Annotated in this window: 12 protein-coding genes; 5 read left to right on the top strand and 7 right to left on the bottom strand. The window is 75.2% G+C overall.

Going from position 1 to position 18,284, the window contains the following annotated elements:
• Nucleotides 1-216 precede the first annotated feature (216 nt).
• Nucleotides 217-1,215 (bottom strand): aldo/keto reductase, encoded by a 999-nt coding sequence (locus AB0G35_RS21920; protein WP_360951847.1) that lies wholly within the window; start codon nucleotides 1,213-1,215, stop codon nucleotides 217-219.
• 266 nt (nucleotides 1,216-1,481) lie between these two features.
• Nucleotides 1,482-2,156 (bottom strand): GDSL-type esterase/lipase family protein, encoded by a 675-nt coding sequence (locus tag AB0G35_RS21915; protein ID WP_360952036.1) that lies wholly within the window; start codon nucleotides 2,154-2,156, stop codon nucleotides 1,482-1,484.
• Nucleotides 2,157-2,615: 459 nt separating this feature from the next.
• Between AB0G35_RS21915 and AB0G35_RS21910 the strand changes: the two genes are divergently transcribed.
• Complete coding sequence (locus tag AB0G35_RS21910) at nucleotides 2,616-3,629, top strand: hypothetical protein (protein ID WP_360951845.1); 1,014 nt, start codon at nucleotides 2,616-2,618, stop codon at nucleotides 3,627-3,629.
• Nucleotides 3,630-3,781: 152 nt separating this feature from the next.
• Here AB0G35_RS21910 and AB0G35_RS21905 read toward each other — a convergent pair whose 3' ends face one another.
• From AB0G35_RS21905 to AB0G35_RS21895, 3 genes are all read right to left on the bottom strand, one after another.
• Nucleotides 3,782-4,192, bottom strand: a complete 411-nt coding sequence (locus tag AB0G35_RS21905; RefSeq protein ID WP_360951842.1) for a PPOX class F420-dependent oxidoreductase — start codon at nucleotides 4,190-4,192, stop codon at nucleotides 3,782-3,784.
• Nucleotides 4,193-4,438: 246 nt separating this feature from the next.
• Entirely contained in the window at nucleotides 4,439-5,557 is a 1,119-nt protein-coding gene (serC, locus tag AB0G35_RS21900) for a phosphoserine transaminase (protein ID WP_360951839.1), read from the bottom strand.
• Nucleotides 5,558-5,574: 17 nt separating this feature from the next.
• Complete coding sequence (locus AB0G35_RS21895) at nucleotides 5,575-6,933, bottom strand: WYL domain-containing protein (protein WP_360951836.1); 1,359 nt, start codon at nucleotides 6,931-6,933, stop codon at nucleotides 5,575-5,577.
• 54 nt (nucleotides 6,934-6,987) lie between these two features.
• On the opposite strand from AB0G35_RS21895, the gene AB0G35_RS21890 reads away from it, so the two are divergent.
• Together AB0G35_RS21890 and AB0G35_RS21885 are read left to right on the top strand one after the other, a co-directional pair.
• Nucleotides 6,988-8,454 (top strand): FAD-binding oxidoreductase, encoded by a 1,467-nt coding sequence (locus AB0G35_RS21890; protein WP_360951833.1) that lies wholly within the window; start codon nucleotides 6,988-6,990, stop codon nucleotides 8,452-8,454.
• Nucleotides 8,455-8,481: 27 nt separating this feature from the next.
• Nucleotides 8,482-11,400 (top strand): FAD-binding and (Fe-S)-binding domain-containing protein, encoded by a 2,919-nt coding sequence (locus tag AB0G35_RS21885; RefSeq protein WP_360951830.1) that lies wholly within the window; start codon nucleotides 8,482-8,484, stop codon nucleotides 11,398-11,400.
• 25 nt (nucleotides 11,401-11,425) lie between these two features.
• Here AB0G35_RS21885 and AB0G35_RS21880 read toward each other — a convergent pair whose 3' ends face one another.
• Nucleotides 11,426-14,764, bottom strand: a complete 3,339-nt coding sequence (locus AB0G35_RS21880) for a molecular chaperone Hsp90 (RefSeq protein WP_360951827.1) — start codon at nucleotides 14,762-14,764, stop codon at nucleotides 11,426-11,428.
• 184 nt (nucleotides 14,765-14,948) lie between these two features.
• Nucleotides 14,949-15,854: a DUF3027 domain-containing protein gene (locus tag AB0G35_RS21875; protein WP_360951824.1), complete on the bottom strand. Its 906-nt coding sequence runs from the start codon at nucleotides 15,852-15,854 to the stop codon at nucleotides 14,949-14,951.
• Nucleotides 15,855-16,313: 459 nt separating this feature from the next.
• On the opposite strand from AB0G35_RS21875, the gene AB0G35_RS21870 reads away from it, so the two are divergent.
• Both AB0G35_RS21870 and AB0G35_RS21865 read left to right on the top strand, forming a co-directional pair.
• Nucleotides 16,314-17,642: an MFS transporter gene (locus AB0G35_RS21870; protein ID WP_360952033.1), complete on the top strand. Its 1,329-nt coding sequence runs from the start codon at nucleotides 16,314-16,316 to the stop codon at nucleotides 17,640-17,642.
• 134 nt (nucleotides 17,643-17,776) lie between these two features.
• Nucleotides 17,777-18,280 carry a hypothetical protein gene (locus AB0G35_RS21865; protein WP_360951821.1) on the top strand — a complete coding sequence of 168 codons (504 nt, stop codon included), beginning with the start codon at nucleotides 17,777-17,779 and terminating at the stop codon, nucleotides 18,278-18,280.
• Nucleotides 18,281-18,284 lie beyond the last annotated feature (4 nt).

Genomic DNA, 18,284 nt, shown 5'->3' with positions numbered 1-18,284 from the left:
TGCTCGCCGTGCTGCTCATCGTCGTGATCGTGGCGGCAGCGCTGCACTGACGCCCCGGAACGCGGTCTACGGCTCGCGGACCACGGCCTCGCGCGGCACGACCTCTACGACCCCACGCGGCACGACCTCGCGGACCCGGACCTCGCGCGGCACGGCCTTCGCGAGCCGCGGCCTCACGGGGCACGGTTTGACGGGGCACGGCCGGCGAACCGGGGTTCACCAGGCGAACGCCTCCGGGGACGGGCCGGGGCCGGGGAAGATCTCGTCCAGTGAGGCGAGCAGTTCGTCCGGCAGCTCCAGCTCGACGGCGCGCAGCGCGGACGCGAGCTGTGCGGAGGTGCGCGGGCCGACGATCGGGCCGGTGACGCCGGGCCGGGTCAGCAGCCAGGCCAGGGCGACCTCGCCGGGCTCCAAGCCGTGCTTGTCGAGCAGCTCCTCGTAGGACTGGATCTGCGCGCGGACCTTTGCGTCGGTGAGCGAATCGGCCGAGCGGCCGGAGACCGACCGGGCGCCGCCGCCCTCCCGCTCCTTGCGGAGCGCGCCGCCCAGCAGCCCGCCGTGCAGCGGGGACCAGGGAATGACGCCCAGGCCGTAGCCCTGTGCGGCCGGGATGACCTCCATCTCGGCGCGCCGCTCGAAGAGGTTGTAGAGGCACTGCTCGCTGACGAGCCCGTACGAACCGCGGCGCGCGGCCGTCTCGTTGGCGCGGGCGATGTGCCAGCCGGCGTGGTTGGAGGAGCCGGCGTAGAGGATCTTGCCCTGCTGGACGAGGACGTCGATGGCCTGCCAGATCTCGTCCCAGGGCGTGTCCCGGTCGACGTGGTGGAACTGGTAGAGGTCGATGTAGTCGGTGCCCAGCCGCTTGAGGCTGGCGTCCACCGCGCGCCGTATGTTGACCGCGGAGAGCTTGTCGTGGTTCGGCCAGGCGCCCTCACTGTCCGGCGCCATGTTCGCGTAGACCTTGGTGGCCAGCACCGTCTTGTCGCGCCGGCCGCCGCCCTTGGCGAACCACGAGCCGATGATCTTCTCGGTGCGGCCCTTGTTGTCGCCCCAGCCGTAGACGTTGGCGGTGTCGAAGAAGTTGACGCCCGCGCTGAGCGCCGCGTCCATGATCGTGTGGCTGTCGGCCTCGTCCGTCTGCGGGCCGAAGTTCATCGTCCCGAGAACGAGTCGGCTGACCTTGAGTCCGGTGCGTCCAAGCTGCGTGTACTTCATGGGTATTCAGCCAAGCCGTTCAAGTGTGCTCTAAGCAAGGGTAGTTGGTTTGGGGGGTTACGTATCTGTCTGCTGCGCTGTGCGGTGCCTCCCACGTTCTTGGCTGTCCCGCCGTGGTGGTTTCTCGCCGTTGTGCGCTCAACAACCGCGGCGGGACGGCCAAGTACGTACGCGGCGCCGCACAGCGCAACGGTGAGCAAGCCCCGCGGCGGGACGGCCAGGTACGTGGGAGGCGCCGCACAGCGCAGCGGAGGGGTACGGGGCGATCAGGCCGCGTCGTAAGGCCGACCCACGCCCCACCCCTGGTGCATCGCGTCGGCGAATGCCGCTGCGAGGAGGTGTTCGCCCCGTTCCGAGGGATGCGTGCCGTCGTACGTGGACAGGTCGATCTGCCAGCCGGCCGGCTCGGAGGCCAGGAGCAACGGTGAGGCGGGGGTGGACAGGTCGGCGACGGCCTTGGCGAGCAGTTCGTTGAAGCGTGCGCACTCCGCGCCGAACGCCGGGTCCGCCGCCGCCCGTACGTTGGGGATGACCGGCATCAGCACCGCCCGTATGTGCGGCGCCGCGTCCCGCGCCGCGGCGACGAACTCCCGGACGTTCTCCGCCGTCTGCTCGGCGTTGGTGTAGAAGCCGAGGTCTATCAGCCCGAGCGAGACCAGCAGGGTGTCGACGCGGTACCGGCGTACCGTCTCGCCGATCACCGGCGCCATGTGCAGCCAGCCCTCGCCCCATCCGGCGAGGTGTCCGCGGGCGCGCTCGGGGAAGTCCGGGTCGCGGTAGGCGTGCGAGGTGGCGGCGTCCTCGGCCGGTTCGTGGAGCGTCTGGCGCGGCCCGACGATCCGGTACGGGCCGCCGAGGCAGGCGTTCAGGTGCTGCCACATCCGGTAGCGCCAGGTGAAATCGCCGGCGCTCCCGATCGTCATCGAGTCGCCGACGAACATGATCCTCATCCGGCCATGATGTCCGAGAACCCCTACTGCCCGGTACGTGACGCTGGCCACGCCACGCCCGCCCGCGACGCCGGCCCCGCCTCCGCCCGACGCGCCCCCCGTCCCACCCGTCCGTGACGCCGGCCCCGCCCGTACGCGCCCCGTCTCCCGCCAGTACGCGCCCCCGTCCCACCCGTACGGTACGCCGGCCCCCGCCCGTACGCGACGCCGGACGCCCCCGGCCAGGGCCGCCCCACGCGCAAGGCCCCCGCGGCCTCCCATGGCCCACGGCCTCCCATGGCCCACGGCCTTCCGTGCCCCCGGCCTCCCTGCCCCGCGGTCTACCGGCCCCACGGTCTACCGGGCCCGACGGCCCGCCCGGCGCGGACCGCCCCCCGGTCCCCACAGCGCCCGCGGCCCCCGCACCCGCACCCGCCCCCACCCCGCACCCACAGATGGCAGTCTGTGGCCATGCGTTCGCTTCTGTGCGCGGCCGGTGCCGCGGGGGCCTTGTGGGTGGGGGTGGTGGCGGTGGTGCCGGCCGCCGCCGATGAGCCGGACGGCTTCACGATCGGTGATCCGCGGATCACCGAGTCCAGCGGTCTGGCCGCCAGCCGCGCGCACCCCGGCATTTACTGGACCCACAACGACAGCGACGACGGCCCGTACGTCTACGCCGTGGACGGCAGGACCGGCCGGACCGTCGCCAGGATCACCCTGCGCGGCATCGGGGCGCCGCGGGACGTCGAGGCGATCTCGCTCGGTCCGGACGGTGACCTCTACCTCGGCGACATCGGCGACAACCTCGGCGGCGGCTGGAACCACGTCTGGATCTACCGCTTCCCCGAGCCGAAGCAGTTGCGCGACACCACGGTCACCGCCACCCAGTACACCGTGAAGTACGCCGACGGGCCGCGGGACGCCGAGGCGCTGATGGTGCATCCCCGGACCGGCCGGGTGTACATCGCCAGCAAGAAGCAGGACGGCGGCGGCGCGATCTACGAGGGTCCGCGGCACCTGACCTCCTCCGGAACCAACACGTTCCGCAAGGTCGCGCCGGCCGACCTGTGGGTGACGGACGGCGCGTTCTCGCCCGACGGCACCCGGCTGGTCCTGCGGGGGTACTTCGGCTCGCGGCTCTTCCGCTGGGCGAACGGTCGCCCAGCGGACCTCGGCAGCGTGGGCGTGCCGATCCAGCAGCAGGGTGAATCGGTCACGTTCACCGCTGACGGCCGGACGCTGATGTACGGCTCGGAGGGCCGGGACAGCGAGGTCACGCCGGTGGGCCTGAGCGGCAGTCAGCTGCCGGACTCGGCCCGGGGCGGCGACCGGAAGGGCGGCGGCGGGTCGGACAACTCCCGGTCGGGGGAGGGGGGTTCTGCCGACGGGGGCCTCCAACCGAGTTATGCCAAGGGTGCGTTGGTGCTCGCGGTGGCGACGGGGCTGGTGGTGGCGGTGCGCAGGTTGCTGCGGCGGCGCTCATAGCGGCGGCACTCGTGGTGAGCGGCGCTCGTGGTCGGCGACGCGCTTGGTGGGCGGCGCTCATGGTGGGCGGCACTGTGGTCGGCGGCGCTCGTGGTCGGCGGCGCGCTTGGTGGGCGGCGCTGTGGTCGGCGGCGCTCGTGGTCGGCGGCGCGCTAGGAGGAGCCGTCCGGTGCCGGACGCAGTTCGTAGTGGAGGGTCCGCTCCCGCTTCAGCCGGTGCAGCAGGGGCACCAGCAGGCCGTGGATGAGCGGGTACTTCCGGGTCAGGGAACGTTCGGCGCGGCGGTATTCGCGGGTCCGGGGGTCCAGCAGCCGCACCCGGGCCTGGACGGTGGGGCCGGTGGGACGGCCGCGCCAGGTGCAGGCGCAGAACTCCACGTCCGGGAAGTTCCGCATCCGCTTGGCCTTGCCGGCGCTGCCGTAGGTGCGGAAGTAGGCGTGGTCCCCGTCGACGGCGAGGTTGACGGGGGTGCCGACGCCGGTGCCGTCCCGCTTGTACGTGGTGAGCAGAACCGCCCCTTGCCGCTCGAAGGGGGCGAGGCCGGGGATCGGGGGAATCGTCATGCCCCCATACAGGCATATCCGGGCGGTTTCGTCACTCCGTGATGCGTCCGTACGGGTGGTGCGTCGGCGACCCGATCGGGTGGTCGTGCGGACGGGCACCGGACGGTCAACAAACGGGCACCGGACGGAACGGGCACTGGACGGCCCCGGACGGGCGCCGCACGGGCAACGCACAGGCGCCGGACGGGCGACGGCCCCGGCGGTTGCCCGCCGGGGCCGTCGTGACGTGCGGCGCGGAGCCTGCCGTTACAGCCGGCCGATGACGTGGTCGATGCAGGCCGTCAGGGCCTCGACGTCCGACGGCTCGATGGCCGGGAACATCGCGATGCGGAGCTGGTTGCGGCCGAGCTTGCGGTACGGCTCGGTGTCGACGATGCCGTTGGCGCGCAGGACCTTGGCGACGGCCGCGGCGTCGATCTCGTCGGTGAAGTCGATGGTGCCGATGACCTGCGAGCGCTTGGCCGGGTCGGCGACGAACGGGGTGGCGTACTTGGCGTCCTCGGCCCAGCCGTAGAGGGTGCGCGCGGAGGTGGCGGTGCGGCGCACCGCCCAGTCCAGGCCGCCCTGGCCGTTGATCCACTCCAGCTGCTCGTTGAGCAGGAAGAGGGTGGACAGCGCCGGGGTGTTGTACGTCTGGTTCTTGCGGGAGTTGTCGATCGCCGTGGGGAGCGAGAAGAACTCCGGGACGTGGCGGCCGGAGGCGTGGATCCGCTCGGCGCGCTCGATGGCGGCCGGGGAGAACACGCCGATCCACAGGCCGCCGTCGGAGGCGAAGGACTTCTGCGGGGCGAAGTAGTAGACGTCGGTCTCGGCGATGTCGACCGGGAGGCCGCCGGCGCCGGAGGTGGCGTCGACCAGGACCAGGGCGCCCTCGTCGGCACCGGCCACCCGCTTGATGGGGGCGGCGACACCGGTGGAGGTCTCGTTGTGGGTGAAGCCGTAGACGTCCACGCCCTGCTCGGCCGACGGCTCCGGGTGGCTGCCCGGGTCGGCGGTGATGACGGTGGGTTCGTCCAGCCACGGCGCCAGCTTGGCGGCCTTGGCGAACTTGGAGGAGAACTCACCGAAGGAGAGGTGCTGGGACTTGCGCTCGATGAGGCCGTGCGTCGCGATGTCCCAGAAGGCGGTCGAGCCGCCGTTGCCGAGGACGACCTCGTAGCCCTCGGGGAGCTGGAAGAGGTCGCGCACGCCGTCGCGCACCTTGCCGACCAGGTTCTTGACCGGCGCCTGGCGGTGGGACGTGCCGAGGAGGGAACTGCCGGTGGCGGCCAGGGCGGCCAGCGCCTCCGTCCGCACCTTGGAGGGGCCCGCGCCGAAGCGTCCGTCGGCGGGCTTGATGTCAGCGGGAATCTGGATATCAGCCACGGAGGAAGCCTAATCCGTCACCGTGCGCGGTCCGGCGGCACGTCCAGACGGTGAGATGACGGCGCGTCGTTCGTGGACGGGCGGCGGGGCGGGGAGCCGGGGCCGTGAGGACGGCCGGGAGCCGGGGCCGTGAGGACGGCCGGGGGCCGGGGCCGTGAGGACGGCCGGGGGCCGGGAGTTACACCGGACGCCCGTGGGCGCTGCCCGGGCGGCGGGTCCGCGGCGTACAGCGCGGTGATGCCGGCCGCGGCCTCGGCCAGCTCCCGGCGGGCCTCGGGCGGATCGAGCACCTCCAGGGCGTCGCCGAACTGCAGCAGCTGCCGCACGGCGCGCAGCACGGGGAAGGCCACTTCGACGACGGCCCACTCCCCGTCCCACTCCCTGTCCTGCTCCCTGTCCTGCTCCCTGTCCCGCTCGCCGCCCTGCTCCCCGGCCACGTGCCCCTTCCCGTCCGAGGCACCGGCCTTCCTCCCCTCCGGGTCACCGGCCCCCCTCCCGTTCGAGGCACCGGCCTCCTCCCCGTCCGGGGCACCCGCCTCCCTCCCCTCCGGGTCACCGGCCCCCCTCCCCTCCAGGTCACCCGTACGGGGCGGTCCGGTCAGTGCGCCGCCCAGGATCCGTACCGCGAGGTCCAGCCGGTCGCGGCGGATCCGGGCGGTCACCCGGACGTCCGCGGGGCGGTCCTCCACCTGGCGGCGCAGCTGCTGCCAGACCTCGGCCAGCTCCACGCCCGGCCGGCGCCGCACCGGGGCGTCGGTGACGACCGCGGACGCCACCCGGTCGGCCCGGAACAGCTGCGGCCGGCCGCGGCGGTCCGCGACGAGGTACCAGGTGCCGGCCTTCGCCACCAGCCCGTACGGGTCGACGGTGTAGGTGCGCAGGCGGGTCTCGCCGCTGTGGCGGTAGCGGATCCGCAGTCGCAGGTCGGCGAAGACGGCGGTCTGCAGCACGTCCAGGTCGGCCGCCGGACGGGGTCCGCCCAGCCAGCGGTCCGGGTCGACGAGGATGCGGCGGCCGGTCAGTTCCGCGGCCGGCCGGTGCGGGGCGGGCAGCGCCGCCATCACCTTGCGCAGCGCCGAACCGAGCGCCTCGTCCAGTCCGAGGGCGGTGTGCGCGCCCTGCGCGGCCAGCACGAACAGGGCGCGCGCCTCGTCGGTGGTCATGCCCGTGACGTCGGTGCGGAAGCCGGGCAGCAGCGCGATGCCGCCGTGCCGGCCGCGCTCGGCGTAGACCGGCACACCGGCCGCGGACAGTGCCTCGACGTCGCGGTAAACGGTGCGGGGCGAGACCTCCAGCCGCTCGGCGAGTTCCCTGGCCGGGACGCGGCCGCGGGTCTGGAGCAGCAACAGGATCGACAGCAGGCGGTCCGACTTCACCTTCCGATTTATATATGACGACGGATGTCCACTTATCCCGGGAGAGTGCGGGGCATGGAGATCAACGCCCCCGCCCCGCAGCCCGCAGCCCCCGCCCCCACCGCGCTCGACACCCCCGCGCTCGACACCGCCGCCCTCGCCCGGGCCGTCCGCGGCCCCGTCCTCCTCCCCGGCGACGACGGGTACGACGCCGAGCGCACCGGCTTCCAGCTGGCGCACCCGCACCGGCCGGCCGTCGTCGTCGGGGCGGCGCACGCCGACGACGTGGTGGCCGCGGTGCGGTTCGCCGGTGCGCACGGCCTGCCGGTCGCCGTGCAGGCCACCGGGCACGGCCTCGCCGCCGGCACCGACGGCGGACTGCTGATCACCACCCGGCGGATGGCCGGCGTCACGGTCGATCCGGCGGCCGGCACCGCGCGGGTCGAGGCCGGTGCCGTGTGGGGCCAGGTCGTCGAGGCGGCCGCCCCGCACGGGCTCGCGCCGCTCAACGGCTCGTCCCCGGGCGTCGGCGTCGTCTCGTACACCCTCGGAGGCGGGGTGGGCGTCCTGGCCCGCACCTACGGCTACGCCGCCGACCACGTCCGCGCGGTCGACCTGGTCACCGCCGACGGGCGGCTGCGCCGTCTCACCGCCGAGCGGGACCCCGAGCTGTTCGGGGCGCTGCTCGGCGGCGGCCACGGCCTGGGCGTGGTCACCGCGATGGAGTTCGCGCTGATGCCGGTGGCCCGGCTCTACGGCGGCCAGCTGGTCTTCGGCGCCGAGCACGTCGACGACGTGCTGGCCGCGTACCTGCGCTGGACCGGGACCGTCCCCGACGAACTGACCTCGTCCGTCGCCCTGATCGCCTACCCCGACCTGCCGCAGCTGCCCGAGCGGCTGCGCGGCCGGTACCTCGCGCACCTCCGCATCGCGTACACGGGCAGTGCGGAGCGGGGCGAGCAACTGGTCGCGCCGCTGCGGGCGGTGGCCCCGCGGGTCAGCGACGACCTGCGGGAGATGCCGTACGCCGCGTCGCACACCATCCACCGGGACCCGAGCGACCCGCACGCGTACGACGGCGACAACGCGCTGCTCAGCGACCTGGACGCGGCCGCGCTGCGCCGGGTGGCACGGCTCACCGGGCCGGCCGCGCCGACGATGTGTGTGGTCCAGCTCAACCATCTCGGTGGCGCCCTGGCCGCCCCGTCCGGCACCGTCGGCCACCGCGCCGCCCGTTACGCGCTGCGCCTCCTCTCCCCGCTCCAGGGCGACGGCCTCCAGGGCGACGGCCTCCAGGCCGTACGGGCCCTGCACGCCGAGGCGCTGGCCGCCGTGGAGCCCTGGCGGCTCGGCCGGAGCGTGAACTTCCTGTTCGGCCGGCACGGGGAGCGGCCGGACGCCGCCGAGGTCGCCCGCAGCGTCCACGACGCCGAGGCGCACCGCCGGCTCGCCGCCCTCAAGTCCCGTCTCGATCCGCGTGACCTCTTCCGTTTCCACCACGCCGCGGCCGCCACGCCGGACCGCACACCGGCCGTCGCATGACCCGGCCCCAGTGGGCAGGCTGGAGACATGGCTGAGCGCACGCAGACGGAGCAGCGGGAGCTGGCGCGGGAACTGTCGGCCGCGGTGCGGGGGGAGGTCTCGTTCACCGCGGCCGACCGGGCGCTGGTGACGATGGACGCGTCCAACTACCGCCGGGTGCCGCAGGCGGTGGTGGCCCCCAGGGACGCCGACGATGTCGCCGCGGCGCTGCGGGTGTGCCGGGAGCACGGCGTGCCCGTGGTGCCGCGCGGCGGCGGGACCAGCATCGCCGGGCAGGCCACCGGCGTCGGCGTGGTCCTCGACTTCACCCGCCATCTGCGGCGGATCGTTTCCCTGGACCCCGCGGCGCGCACCGCCGTCGTCCAGCCCGGTGTGGTCCTGGACGACCTGCGGGCGGCGGCCGGCGCCCACGGGCTGACCTTCGGCCCCGACCCGTCCACGCACAGCCGCTGCACCCTCGGCGGCATGATCGGCAACAACGCCTGCGGCGCGCACTCGGTCGCCTGGGGCACCACCGCCGACAACGTCCGCGAACTGGCCCTGCTCACCTACGGCGGCGAGGGCGTACGGGCCGGCCGCGGCAGCGACGCCACGGGCGCCCCCACCGGTCTCCCGCCGCGCCTGCGGGACGGCGTGAAGGCCCTCGTCGACCGCGAACTGGCCCTGTTGCGCACCGGTTACCCCGACCTCCCGCGCCGTATCTCCGGTTACGCCCTCGATGCGCTGCTGCCGGAGCGGGGCACCGACCTGGCCCGCGCCCTCACCGGCAGCGAGGGCACCCTCGGTGTGCTGACCGAGGCGACCGTGCGGCTGGTGGAGACCCCCGCGGCCCGGGCGCTCGCCGTCGTCGGCTACCCCGACGAGAGCGCCGCCGCCGAGGCCGCCCACACCCTGCTCGTGCACCGGCCGTTGACCGTCGAGGGGATGGCCGCCGATCTGGTGGGCGACGCGGCGGGGCTGCCCCGGGGCGGCGCCTGGCTGTTCGTGGAGATGGGCGGTGCGGGCCCCGCGGAGGCGGCCGCCCGCGCGGAGGCGCTCTGCCGGGCGGCGGCCGCGGACGGCAGCACCGGCCACGCGGTCGTCACCGATCCGGCCGGCCAGCGGGCGCTGTGGCGGATCCGCGAGGACGCCTCCGGGACCGCGACCCGTATGCCGGACGGCTCGGAGGCGTGGCCCGGCTGGGAGGACTGTGCCGTTCCGCCCGCCCGGCTCGGGCCCTACCTGCGTGACTTCCGGGCCCTCCTGGCGCAGCACGGCCTGCGCGGCACCCCGTACGGCCACTTCGGCGACGGCTGCATCCACGTCCGCATCGACTTCGACCTGCTCACCCCGCCCGGCATCGGCCGCTTCCGCGCCTTCTCCCAGGACCTGGCCGAACTCGTCGTCGCGCACGGCGGCTCGCTCTCCGGCGAGCACGGCGACGGGCAGGCCCGCGCGGAACTGCTCCCGAAGATGTACGGGCCCGAACTGGTCGGTCTCTTCGAGGACTTCAAGACGCTGTGGGACCCGGCCGGCGGCCTCAACCCGGGCATGCTCGTCCACCCCGCCCGGCTCGACGACAACCTCCGCTTCGCCCCGCTCCCGGGGAACCCGGTCCCGGTCGCCTTCGGCTACCCGCATGACAACGGCGACTTCAGCGCCGCCGTCCGCCGCTGTGTGGGCGTCGCCAAGTGCCGTAACGCCCGGACCGGACCGGGCTCCGCGGACGTCATGTGCCCGTCCTTCCGGGCCACCGGTGAGGAACAGCACTCCACCCGCGGCCGGGCCCGCCTGCTGCACGAGATGCTCGCCGGCGAGGTGATCACCGACGGCTGGCGGTCCACCGAGGTGCGCGACGCCCTCGACCTCTGCCTTTCCTGCAAGGGCTGCCGCAGCGACTGCCCGGTCGGCGTCGACATGGCCACGTACAAGGCGGAATTCCTCCACCACCACTACGAGGGCCGGCTCCGCCCCGCCGCCCACTACAGCCTCGGCCGCCTCCCCCAGTGGCTGCACCTCGCCGCCCCCGTCGCCCCCGTCGTCAACGCCCTGGCCCGGACCCCGCTGGCCGCCCCGGCCGCCCGCCTGGCCGGTCTCACTCCCGAGCGGCCGCTTCCGGCACTGGCCACGAAGACGTTCACCCGGTGGTGGTGGGAGAGGCGGAGGTCCGCGGGGGTGGCGCACGACAGCTCCGGCGGTCGCACCGTCGTCCTCTGGCCCGACACCTTCACCAACCACCTCTCCCCGCAGGTCGGCCGCGCCGCCGTCCAGGTCCTGGAGGCCGCCGGGCTGCGCCCGTTCCTCCCTCCGACGGCCCCCCTCCGCCCCGGCTTCCGGCTGCGCCGCCACCGCCCCCTGTGCTGCGGTCTGACCTACGTCTCCACCGGCCAGCTCGACCGGGCCCGCCAGGTCATGCGCCGCACCGTCGACGCCCTGGCCCCGCTCCTGCGCCCCGGCCGCCCCCTCGTCGTCCTCGAACCGAGCTGTGCCGCGGCCCTCCGCACCGACCTCCCCGAACTCCTCCCCGACGACCCCCGCGCCGCCCGTCTCGCCGCCGCGGTCCGCACCTTCGCCGAGACCCTGGAGCAGTACGCCCCCACCTGGCAGCCGCCACGCCTCGGCCGTCCGGTCGCCGGCCAGACCCACTGCCACCAGCACGCGGTCCTCGGCGACGCCGCGGACCGCCGTCTCCGTGCCCGCGCCGGCCTCACCGGGGCCCTCGCCGGTGGCTGCTGCGGCCTGGCCGGCAATTTCGGCTACGAACGCGGCCACTACGACGTCTCGGTCGCCTGCGCCGAGGAGCAACTCCTCCCCGCGGTACGGGACGCCACCGAGGACACCGAAATCCTCGCGGACGGCTTCTCCTGCCGTACGCAGCTCCAGCAGCTCGGCGGACGGCAGGGGCGGCACCTCGCGGAGGTACTGGCGGAGGGGCTGGCCGGGGGGCCGGGGGGCGGGGCCGGTTGAGGCTCCTGCGAGTCCGTCCGTGCCGTCAGTCGAACCAGCGCGCGCGTTCCAGTTCGTCCCCCCGGTCGGGGTCCTCCAGGAGGGCGGCGACCTCGAAGCGGCGGGGCCACTGGGCGGTGGCCCAGGCGAGGCCGGCGGCCACGCCCTCCAGGGTGGCGGCGTGGAGGGTGCCGTCGGGGGTCCAGCGCCAGTCGAGTTCGGTGGTCGGGGCCGTGCCGTCGGCGGTGTCCGGGCCGGCGGCGACGAGGAGTTCCTCGTGTTCTTCGTAGGTGGCCGGGGTGGTGGGGCCGAGGAGGGTGCGGACCGCCGGGGGCACCTCGTGCCGGACGCCCTCGGAGCGGACCTCGGCGGTGACCTCCTCGCTCAGCCGGCGCACCTGGAGGAGTTCCGCGAGGTCGGCGGCGCGGGACGGGCCGGCCGGGAGCAGCGGGCGGCCGGTCGCGAGCGGCATCAGGTCGGGGGCGTCGGCGACGACCGCGTCGGCGGCGTCCACCACCCGCACCTCGGTGTCGACGACGGCGCGAAGGTAGTCGGGGAGGGTGACCTGGTCGGGGTCGAGGGTCGCCAACAGGCCGTAGAGGGCGTGGAGTTGGGCGGCGCCGACGGGGTGGTCCGGGTCGGCGAGCCGGGCGAGGAGTTCCGCGGCGCCGCCCGGCTCGTCGAGGAGGGCGGCGACGGAGGTGCGGACGCCGAGGGCGCGCAACACCTGGGCGTCGACGTCACCGGCGTCCGCGGATTCGTACAGGCCGGCCAGCAGCGGGTCGCCGGCGGCGGAACGCAGCCCGGCGGGGCGGCGGCCGTCCAGGACGGGGTGGCCGCGCAGCCACCAGGCCGTGTAGGGGCGGACGGATTCGGTGGTGCCGTCGGGGAGGAGGACCCGGACCGGGGCGGTCAGCGCGTCGCGGAGCGGCGGCCGGGAGAGCATGGCCAGGACCTCGGGCCAGGCGTCGTCGTCGACCAGGTCGAGGTCGCGGACGGCGACCAGTTCGGTGACGACCGGCGGGACCGGGGTCTCGGGGAGGGCGTCGAGGATGTCCTCGCACCAGACGTCGACGGCGTCGAGCAGGCCGACGTCGTCGGGCTCGGCGAAGTCGGTGTCGCGCGGCTCCATCTCGTCCGGGTCGAGGACGACGTCGGTGGCGCGGACGAGGGCGAAGTCGGCCATGACGCCGACCGCGGTCAGCGGCTGCTCGCCCCAGCGGGCCGCCAGTTCGGCGTCGCAGGCGGGCAGTTCGCCCTCGCGGATGACCCGTTCGAAGGCGCTGCCGGGGTAGACGAGCTCGCCGGCCGGGGCCAGTTCGCCGTCCTCGTCGGGGAGGGCGAGGGCGCCCAGCCAGGGCTCGTCGCCCGGGGCGAGGTTGGCGTCGCGGACCAGGCCGAGGACGGTCTCGGCCAGTTCCTCGGAGCCGAGCGGGCCGTTCGGGCCGGCGCCGTCGAGGTCGTCGTCGGGGAAGAGGTCGTAGGCGTCCTCGTCGGCGTCGAGGGAGTTCGCCACGGCGGCGCGCACCTGGGGTGTGGTCAGCACGGCGCGGGGCGCGGCGGGGGTGGCGCCGAGCTTCTCCAGGAGCGGGTGGACGGCTTCGGGGTGGGCGACCTTCAGGCCGAGCCGGGCGAGGGTGCGGTGCCGGGCGGCGGCCCCGCCGTCCTCGTCCGGGCCGCCGCCGGGCAGCGGCAGCAGGACCTGGCGGGGGCCGATGGTGGTCCGTACCGCGCCGTGTGTGCCGGCGGGGCCGGGCGTCGCGGTGCCGGCCAGCGGCACCGGCAGGCCGGTGAGGCGGTCGGGGTCGGTGCCGGCCAGCGCGTCGTAGAGCCGCCACCACCAGCCCGGCGGGCGCTCGACGCCGGCGAGCCGGTCGACCATCTCGCCGAGCGGGACCCGGGTCACGCCCAACGACCGTAGTTCCGGGCGGCGTTCGAGTCCCGCGGGGAGCAGGCTGGGGAACAGTTCGGCGAGGACGGCGACGGTCGCGGCGCCGGCGCCCTCCAGCAGTTCGGCCTCGGTGGGCCGCAGGACGTAGCGCGGGGCGTCCGCGGTCCCTTCGGTGTCGTCCCACTCGTCGCGCGGTGCGCCCGCGGGCTCGGGCTGCTCGTCGGCGCCGGACGCGGCGGTGGTCGGCGCGGCGGCGCTCGGCAGGAAGCGGACCCGTGGCAGCAGGGCGAGCACCTGGCGGCGCAGCTCACTGTCCAGGCCGCCCTTGCCCAGCGGTCCGGGCACCAGGTCGAGGGTGCCGACGGTCACCGGCTGCCAGCCGGCCAGCAGGTCCGCGTAGGCCGCGGCGGCCCGTTGGACCAGGAAGTCGGCGAGCGGGCCGGGCGCGACGTGGCGGCGGGTCGGCTCCAGCGGGAAGGAGGCGATGAGCAGGGCGGGCAGGCCCAGTGGCTCGTCGGTGGGTGTCGGGGCGTGCACGACCGGCGCGGTCCGCGGGCGGGCCGGGGCGCCGTCGGCGTCCACCGGTACCGCCCAGGTCACCGACCAGAACGGGCGCAGCCGCTCCTCGACGGGCCGGTCGGCGAGCAGTGCCGGGTCCAGCGGGCCGCCGTCGGACGCCACCCGCCAGCGGGTGGTGCCGCGCTCGCTGTCCTCGACGACGAGGTACGGCCCCTGCCGGTGCTGCCGCAACTCCCGTACGCCGTCGGGGGTTTCGACGATGACCTCGGCCAGGCCGGGGAGGGTGAGGAGCAGCGCGTCGTCGATGCCGGCGAGCAGCCGCTCGGCGAGGTCCTGCGCGGCGCCGTCGCGCAGCGGCAGGACGACGGCGGTGTCGTAGCCGTCGGGTGCGGTGCCCTCGGCGGGCAGCGGGAGCCGGAGCAGCGGTACGTGGCCCTCGCGGCGGCGCAGCTCACCGCCGAGGCCGGGGCTGTGCGCGGCCACCTCCTCGGTCATCGCGCGGGCCTCGGCCAGGGACCAGCGGACGCCGCCGGTGCGGCCCACGAGTGCCGGTTCGTCGCTGACGGACAGCACGGCGGCGAAGCCGACGCCGAAGCGGCCGACCGCGCCGGCCGCGACGCTGGACTCGCGCTTGGCGGAGGCGCGCAGCGTCGAGAGCGATTCGACGCCGGTGGCGTCGATCGGGGCGCCGGTGTTGGAGGCGACGAGGACGGCGGGCGCGCCGCCGTCGGCCGGGTGCAGGGTCAGCCGGAGCCGGCCGGGGACGCCGGCCCGGGCGGCCGCGTCCGCGGCGTTCTGCGCCAGCTCCACGGCGAGGCGGTCGCGGTAGCCGCCGAGCGCGAGGTCCTCCTCCGCGTTGGCGTCCTCCCGGAACCGGGCCGGTGAGGCGGCCCAGGCGTCCAGCACGCCGCGCCGCAGCCGAGCCGTTCCGAACGGGTCGCCGGTTGCGCCTCGCACCCACGACGTAGCTGCCACGTCTTCGTCTCCTCTGTGTCCGTCGATGAGGTTGACGGTATCGCCCCGCGTTGCGGCCCGCGGCGCCGCGGGCCCGCCTACGGCGGGGAGGCCGGTCCGGGCCGGGGGCGCCCCCGCCGGCGGGGAATGACAAGGGCCGGGGCCGGCTGCGCCTCTGGCGCGGCCGGCCCCGGCCCGGGCTGCCTCAGCTGTGGCCCAGTTCCTCCGCCGGGCCGGCTTCCTCGACAGAGCCGCCGTCGCGTTCCGGGCGCAGGGCCAGCGGTTCGACGACGGTTTCGTCGACCACCGGGGGCGCGGGACGCGGCGGCTTCGGCATGACGGCGGCCTCGGAGTGGGCGCCGCAGCCGTACGAGAGGGAGACCACGCGGCCGTCCGCGGGGGCGAACTCGTTGGCGCAGACGCCGAAGGCCTGGCGCAGCGAGCCCGTGAGCGGGGTGAGGAAGCCGCAGGTCATGCAGGTCGCGGGGGCCGCCTGGGCCATCGGGGTCTTGGCGCCGAAGGCCTCTTCCCAGCGGTCGGCGGCGGCGTGCAGGCCGTAGCGGGACAGGACCCGGGCACGGGTCATGCCGAGTTCCGCGGCGACGTCGGCGATGCCGCCGCGGGCCGGGGCGGGCTGGAGCGCGGGCGAGCCGGGGACGACGTCGGCCTCTTCGGAGTCGGCGACCTCGGCGGCCATGCCCTCGGCGACCGCGGAGTTCGGCGGCGGGGTCTCCTCACCGGTGAAGCCGGGTTCCAGGCGGAGGTCGTCGGCCTCGGTGGGGAGCAGGTCGCCGGGGCCCATGTCGCCGGGGCGGAGGCGTTCGCTCCAGGGCACCCACTCGGGGGCGAGCAGGGCGTCGGGGCCGGGCAGCAGGACCGTCTCGTCGAGGGTGACGACCTTGGCGCGGGAGGCGCGGGCGACCGTCACGGCCCAGCGCCAGCCGCGGTAGCCGGGTTCGTTGCAGGTGAAGAGATGGGTGACGACGCGGTCGCCCTCGGCCACGGCCTCGATGTGCTCGCCGACCATGCCGGGGAGTGCGGTCTCCTCCGCCGCCGCCCGGGCGAGGTCGACCGCCTCGGCGCACAGGCGGTCAGGGGTACGGCTTCGCATCGCAGCACTCACAAGAATCGATTCTCTCTTCCACGCCGTCTCACGAGTGCGCCAGCCGGAGCTGTCCTTGTCCGTCCGGAGGGCCGGGGCGGGCGGAGCGGACCTGGGGACCGCGTCGACGTCCGCGCCCGATCGGTTCGGTCGAGCGCACCTCTTGCAACCCATTCTGCGGGATCGCGGATCGCAATGAGACACGCGGCCAAAACCGACCGCCGGTGGCGCGCTAGACACGCTACCCCTTCAACCGTGTACGACTCCTCGGAGGGAGCGGCAATTGGCAGCGGGTGGTGGTGGCGGCCCGGTGCGCCCCGCGCGGCAAGGGGGAGGAACCGCCCGGTCCTGGGCGAGTTGGGGCACTATGGCCAGGTGGCTGCCGCGCGGGCGTCGAAGGTACGGAAGCCGCGCGCACCGACGCGCGGCGGGTTCGGCGGCAGCCGGGGCCGGCGGGCCGCGCAGGCGGTGGGGCGGGCCGTGCACCGGCCGTTCACCCGCGCGGCCCGTGGCGTGCGGCGGGCCACGCATGCGCACGGCGCGGGCGAGTCGGGGCTGGGCAAGCTGATCGAGCTGCACGCGGTGAACTCCGCGGGCGACATGATGATCACCGTCGCGCTGGCCTCGACGGTGTTCTTCTCGGTGCCGACCCACGAGGCGCGCGGCCGGGTGGCGCTGTATCTGGCGGTGACCATGGCGCCGTTCGCGGTGCTGGCGCCGGTGATCGGGCCGCTGCTGGACCGGGTCCCGCACGGCCGGCGGGCCGCGATGGCCGGGTCGATGCTGGCCAGGGCGCTGCTGGCACTGACCATGTCGGGGGCGGTGGCGACCGGCGGTCTGGAGCTGTATCCGGCCGCGCTGGGCGTGCTGGTGTCGTCGAAGGCGTACGGCGTGGTGCGCAGCGCGGTGGTGCCGCGGCTGCTGCCGCCGCGGATCTCGCTGGTGAAGGCCAATTCGCGGGTGACGCTGGCGGGGCTGCTGGCGACCGGGCTGGCCGCGCCGGCGGGCGCCGGACTGCATCTGCTGGGGCCGCCGTGCCCGCTGTACGGGGCTTTCGTGGTGTTCGCGGTGGGCACGGCGCTGTCGTTCTCGCTGCCGCACAAGGTCGACTCGGCGAAGGGCGAGGGGCGGGCCCGGCTGGCGTCCCGGAACGGGGCGCGGGCGGGGGCGGCGGGGCGGGCGCCGAAGCCGGGGCTGCGGACGGTGGGGCCGTCCGTGCTGCACGGGCTGCAGGCGAACGCCGCGCTGCGGGCGCTCTCCGGTTTCCTGACGTTCTTCCTGGCCTTCCTGCTGCGCGAGCATCCGCTGGACGGGCTGGGCGCGGCGGCGTCGCTGGGACTGGTGGCGGTGGCGGCGGGGGTCGGCAATGCGCTGGGCACGGCGGTCGGGGCGTGGCTGAGGGCCCGCGGGCCGGAACCGATCGTCGCGGCGGTGCTGGGGCTCGCGCTGGCTGCGACGGTGCTGGCCGCGGTGTTCTACGCGGTGCTGGCCGTGGTCGTGGTCACCGCGGCGGCGGCGACCGCGGGACTGTGCCAGGCGCTGGGGAAGCTGTCGCTGGACGCGATGATCCAGCGGGACGTGCCGGAGGAGGTACGCACCTCGGCGTTCGCCCGGTCGGAGACGGCGCTGCAGTTGGCGTGGGTGGTGGGCGGCGCGCTCGGGATCGCGCTGCCGCTGGCCGGGGTGGTGGGCATGGCGGTCGCCGCGGGCCTGGTGGCGGCGGGCGCGGCGCTGTCGGTGCGGGGGCTGCTGCAGGCGGCGCGGCGGGGCGGTACGGCGACGCCGCGGGTGGCCTGAGCGCTGCGGGACGGGGCCGCGGGGGTGTCTTTCCGATCGGCCCGACGTGAGCGGGAGGCACCCCCTCGGGGCGTGCCGCGCGGCACGCCGCACCCGGGGGTGGCGTGGGACGGGGCGCCAGATAGCCTGCCCGTATGACCGCTGCGTTGATCTCCTGGGGCAAGGGCCGCCGCGCCGCTGCCGCCATCGGTGCCGTGTCCCTGGGTCTGGTGACCCTCTCCGCCTGCGAGAAGCCGACCGCGCTCGCGACCGTGACCGTCGGTTCGTCGACGGTGACGGCCGAGGCCACCCCCGGCTGCGACGGCAACGGCAAGGAACTGTCCAGGAAGGTTGTGGCCGCCTGCATCACGAAGAAGGGCGGCAAGACGATCACCGTGCACCCCGGTGAGAAGGTGCGCGTGGGTGTCGACCCGGAGGTCGCCAAGTCCGGCTGGATCGTCATCGGCGCCGGGCCCGTGATGCGCGAGCCGAGCAAGCAGACGTACCGCAGCTTCGACGCGGACACGCTGTTCATGCAGCAGAACCCGCAGACCGGTCAGACGACGTACACCAAGGACGTCACCCTGCAGGTCGCCGAGCTGCACGAGGGTGACGGCCCCACGACGATGTGGCACTTCACGCTGAAGCAGAAGGACTGAGCCC

It is taken from the genome of Streptomyces sp. NPDC021749 (assembly GCF_040640655.1).
GTDB lineage: Bacteria > Actinomycetota > Actinomycetes > Streptomycetales > Streptomycetaceae > Streptomyces.
Note: the sequence above shows the minus strand (reverse complement) of the source record. Positions and strands in the feature narration are given on the sequence as shown.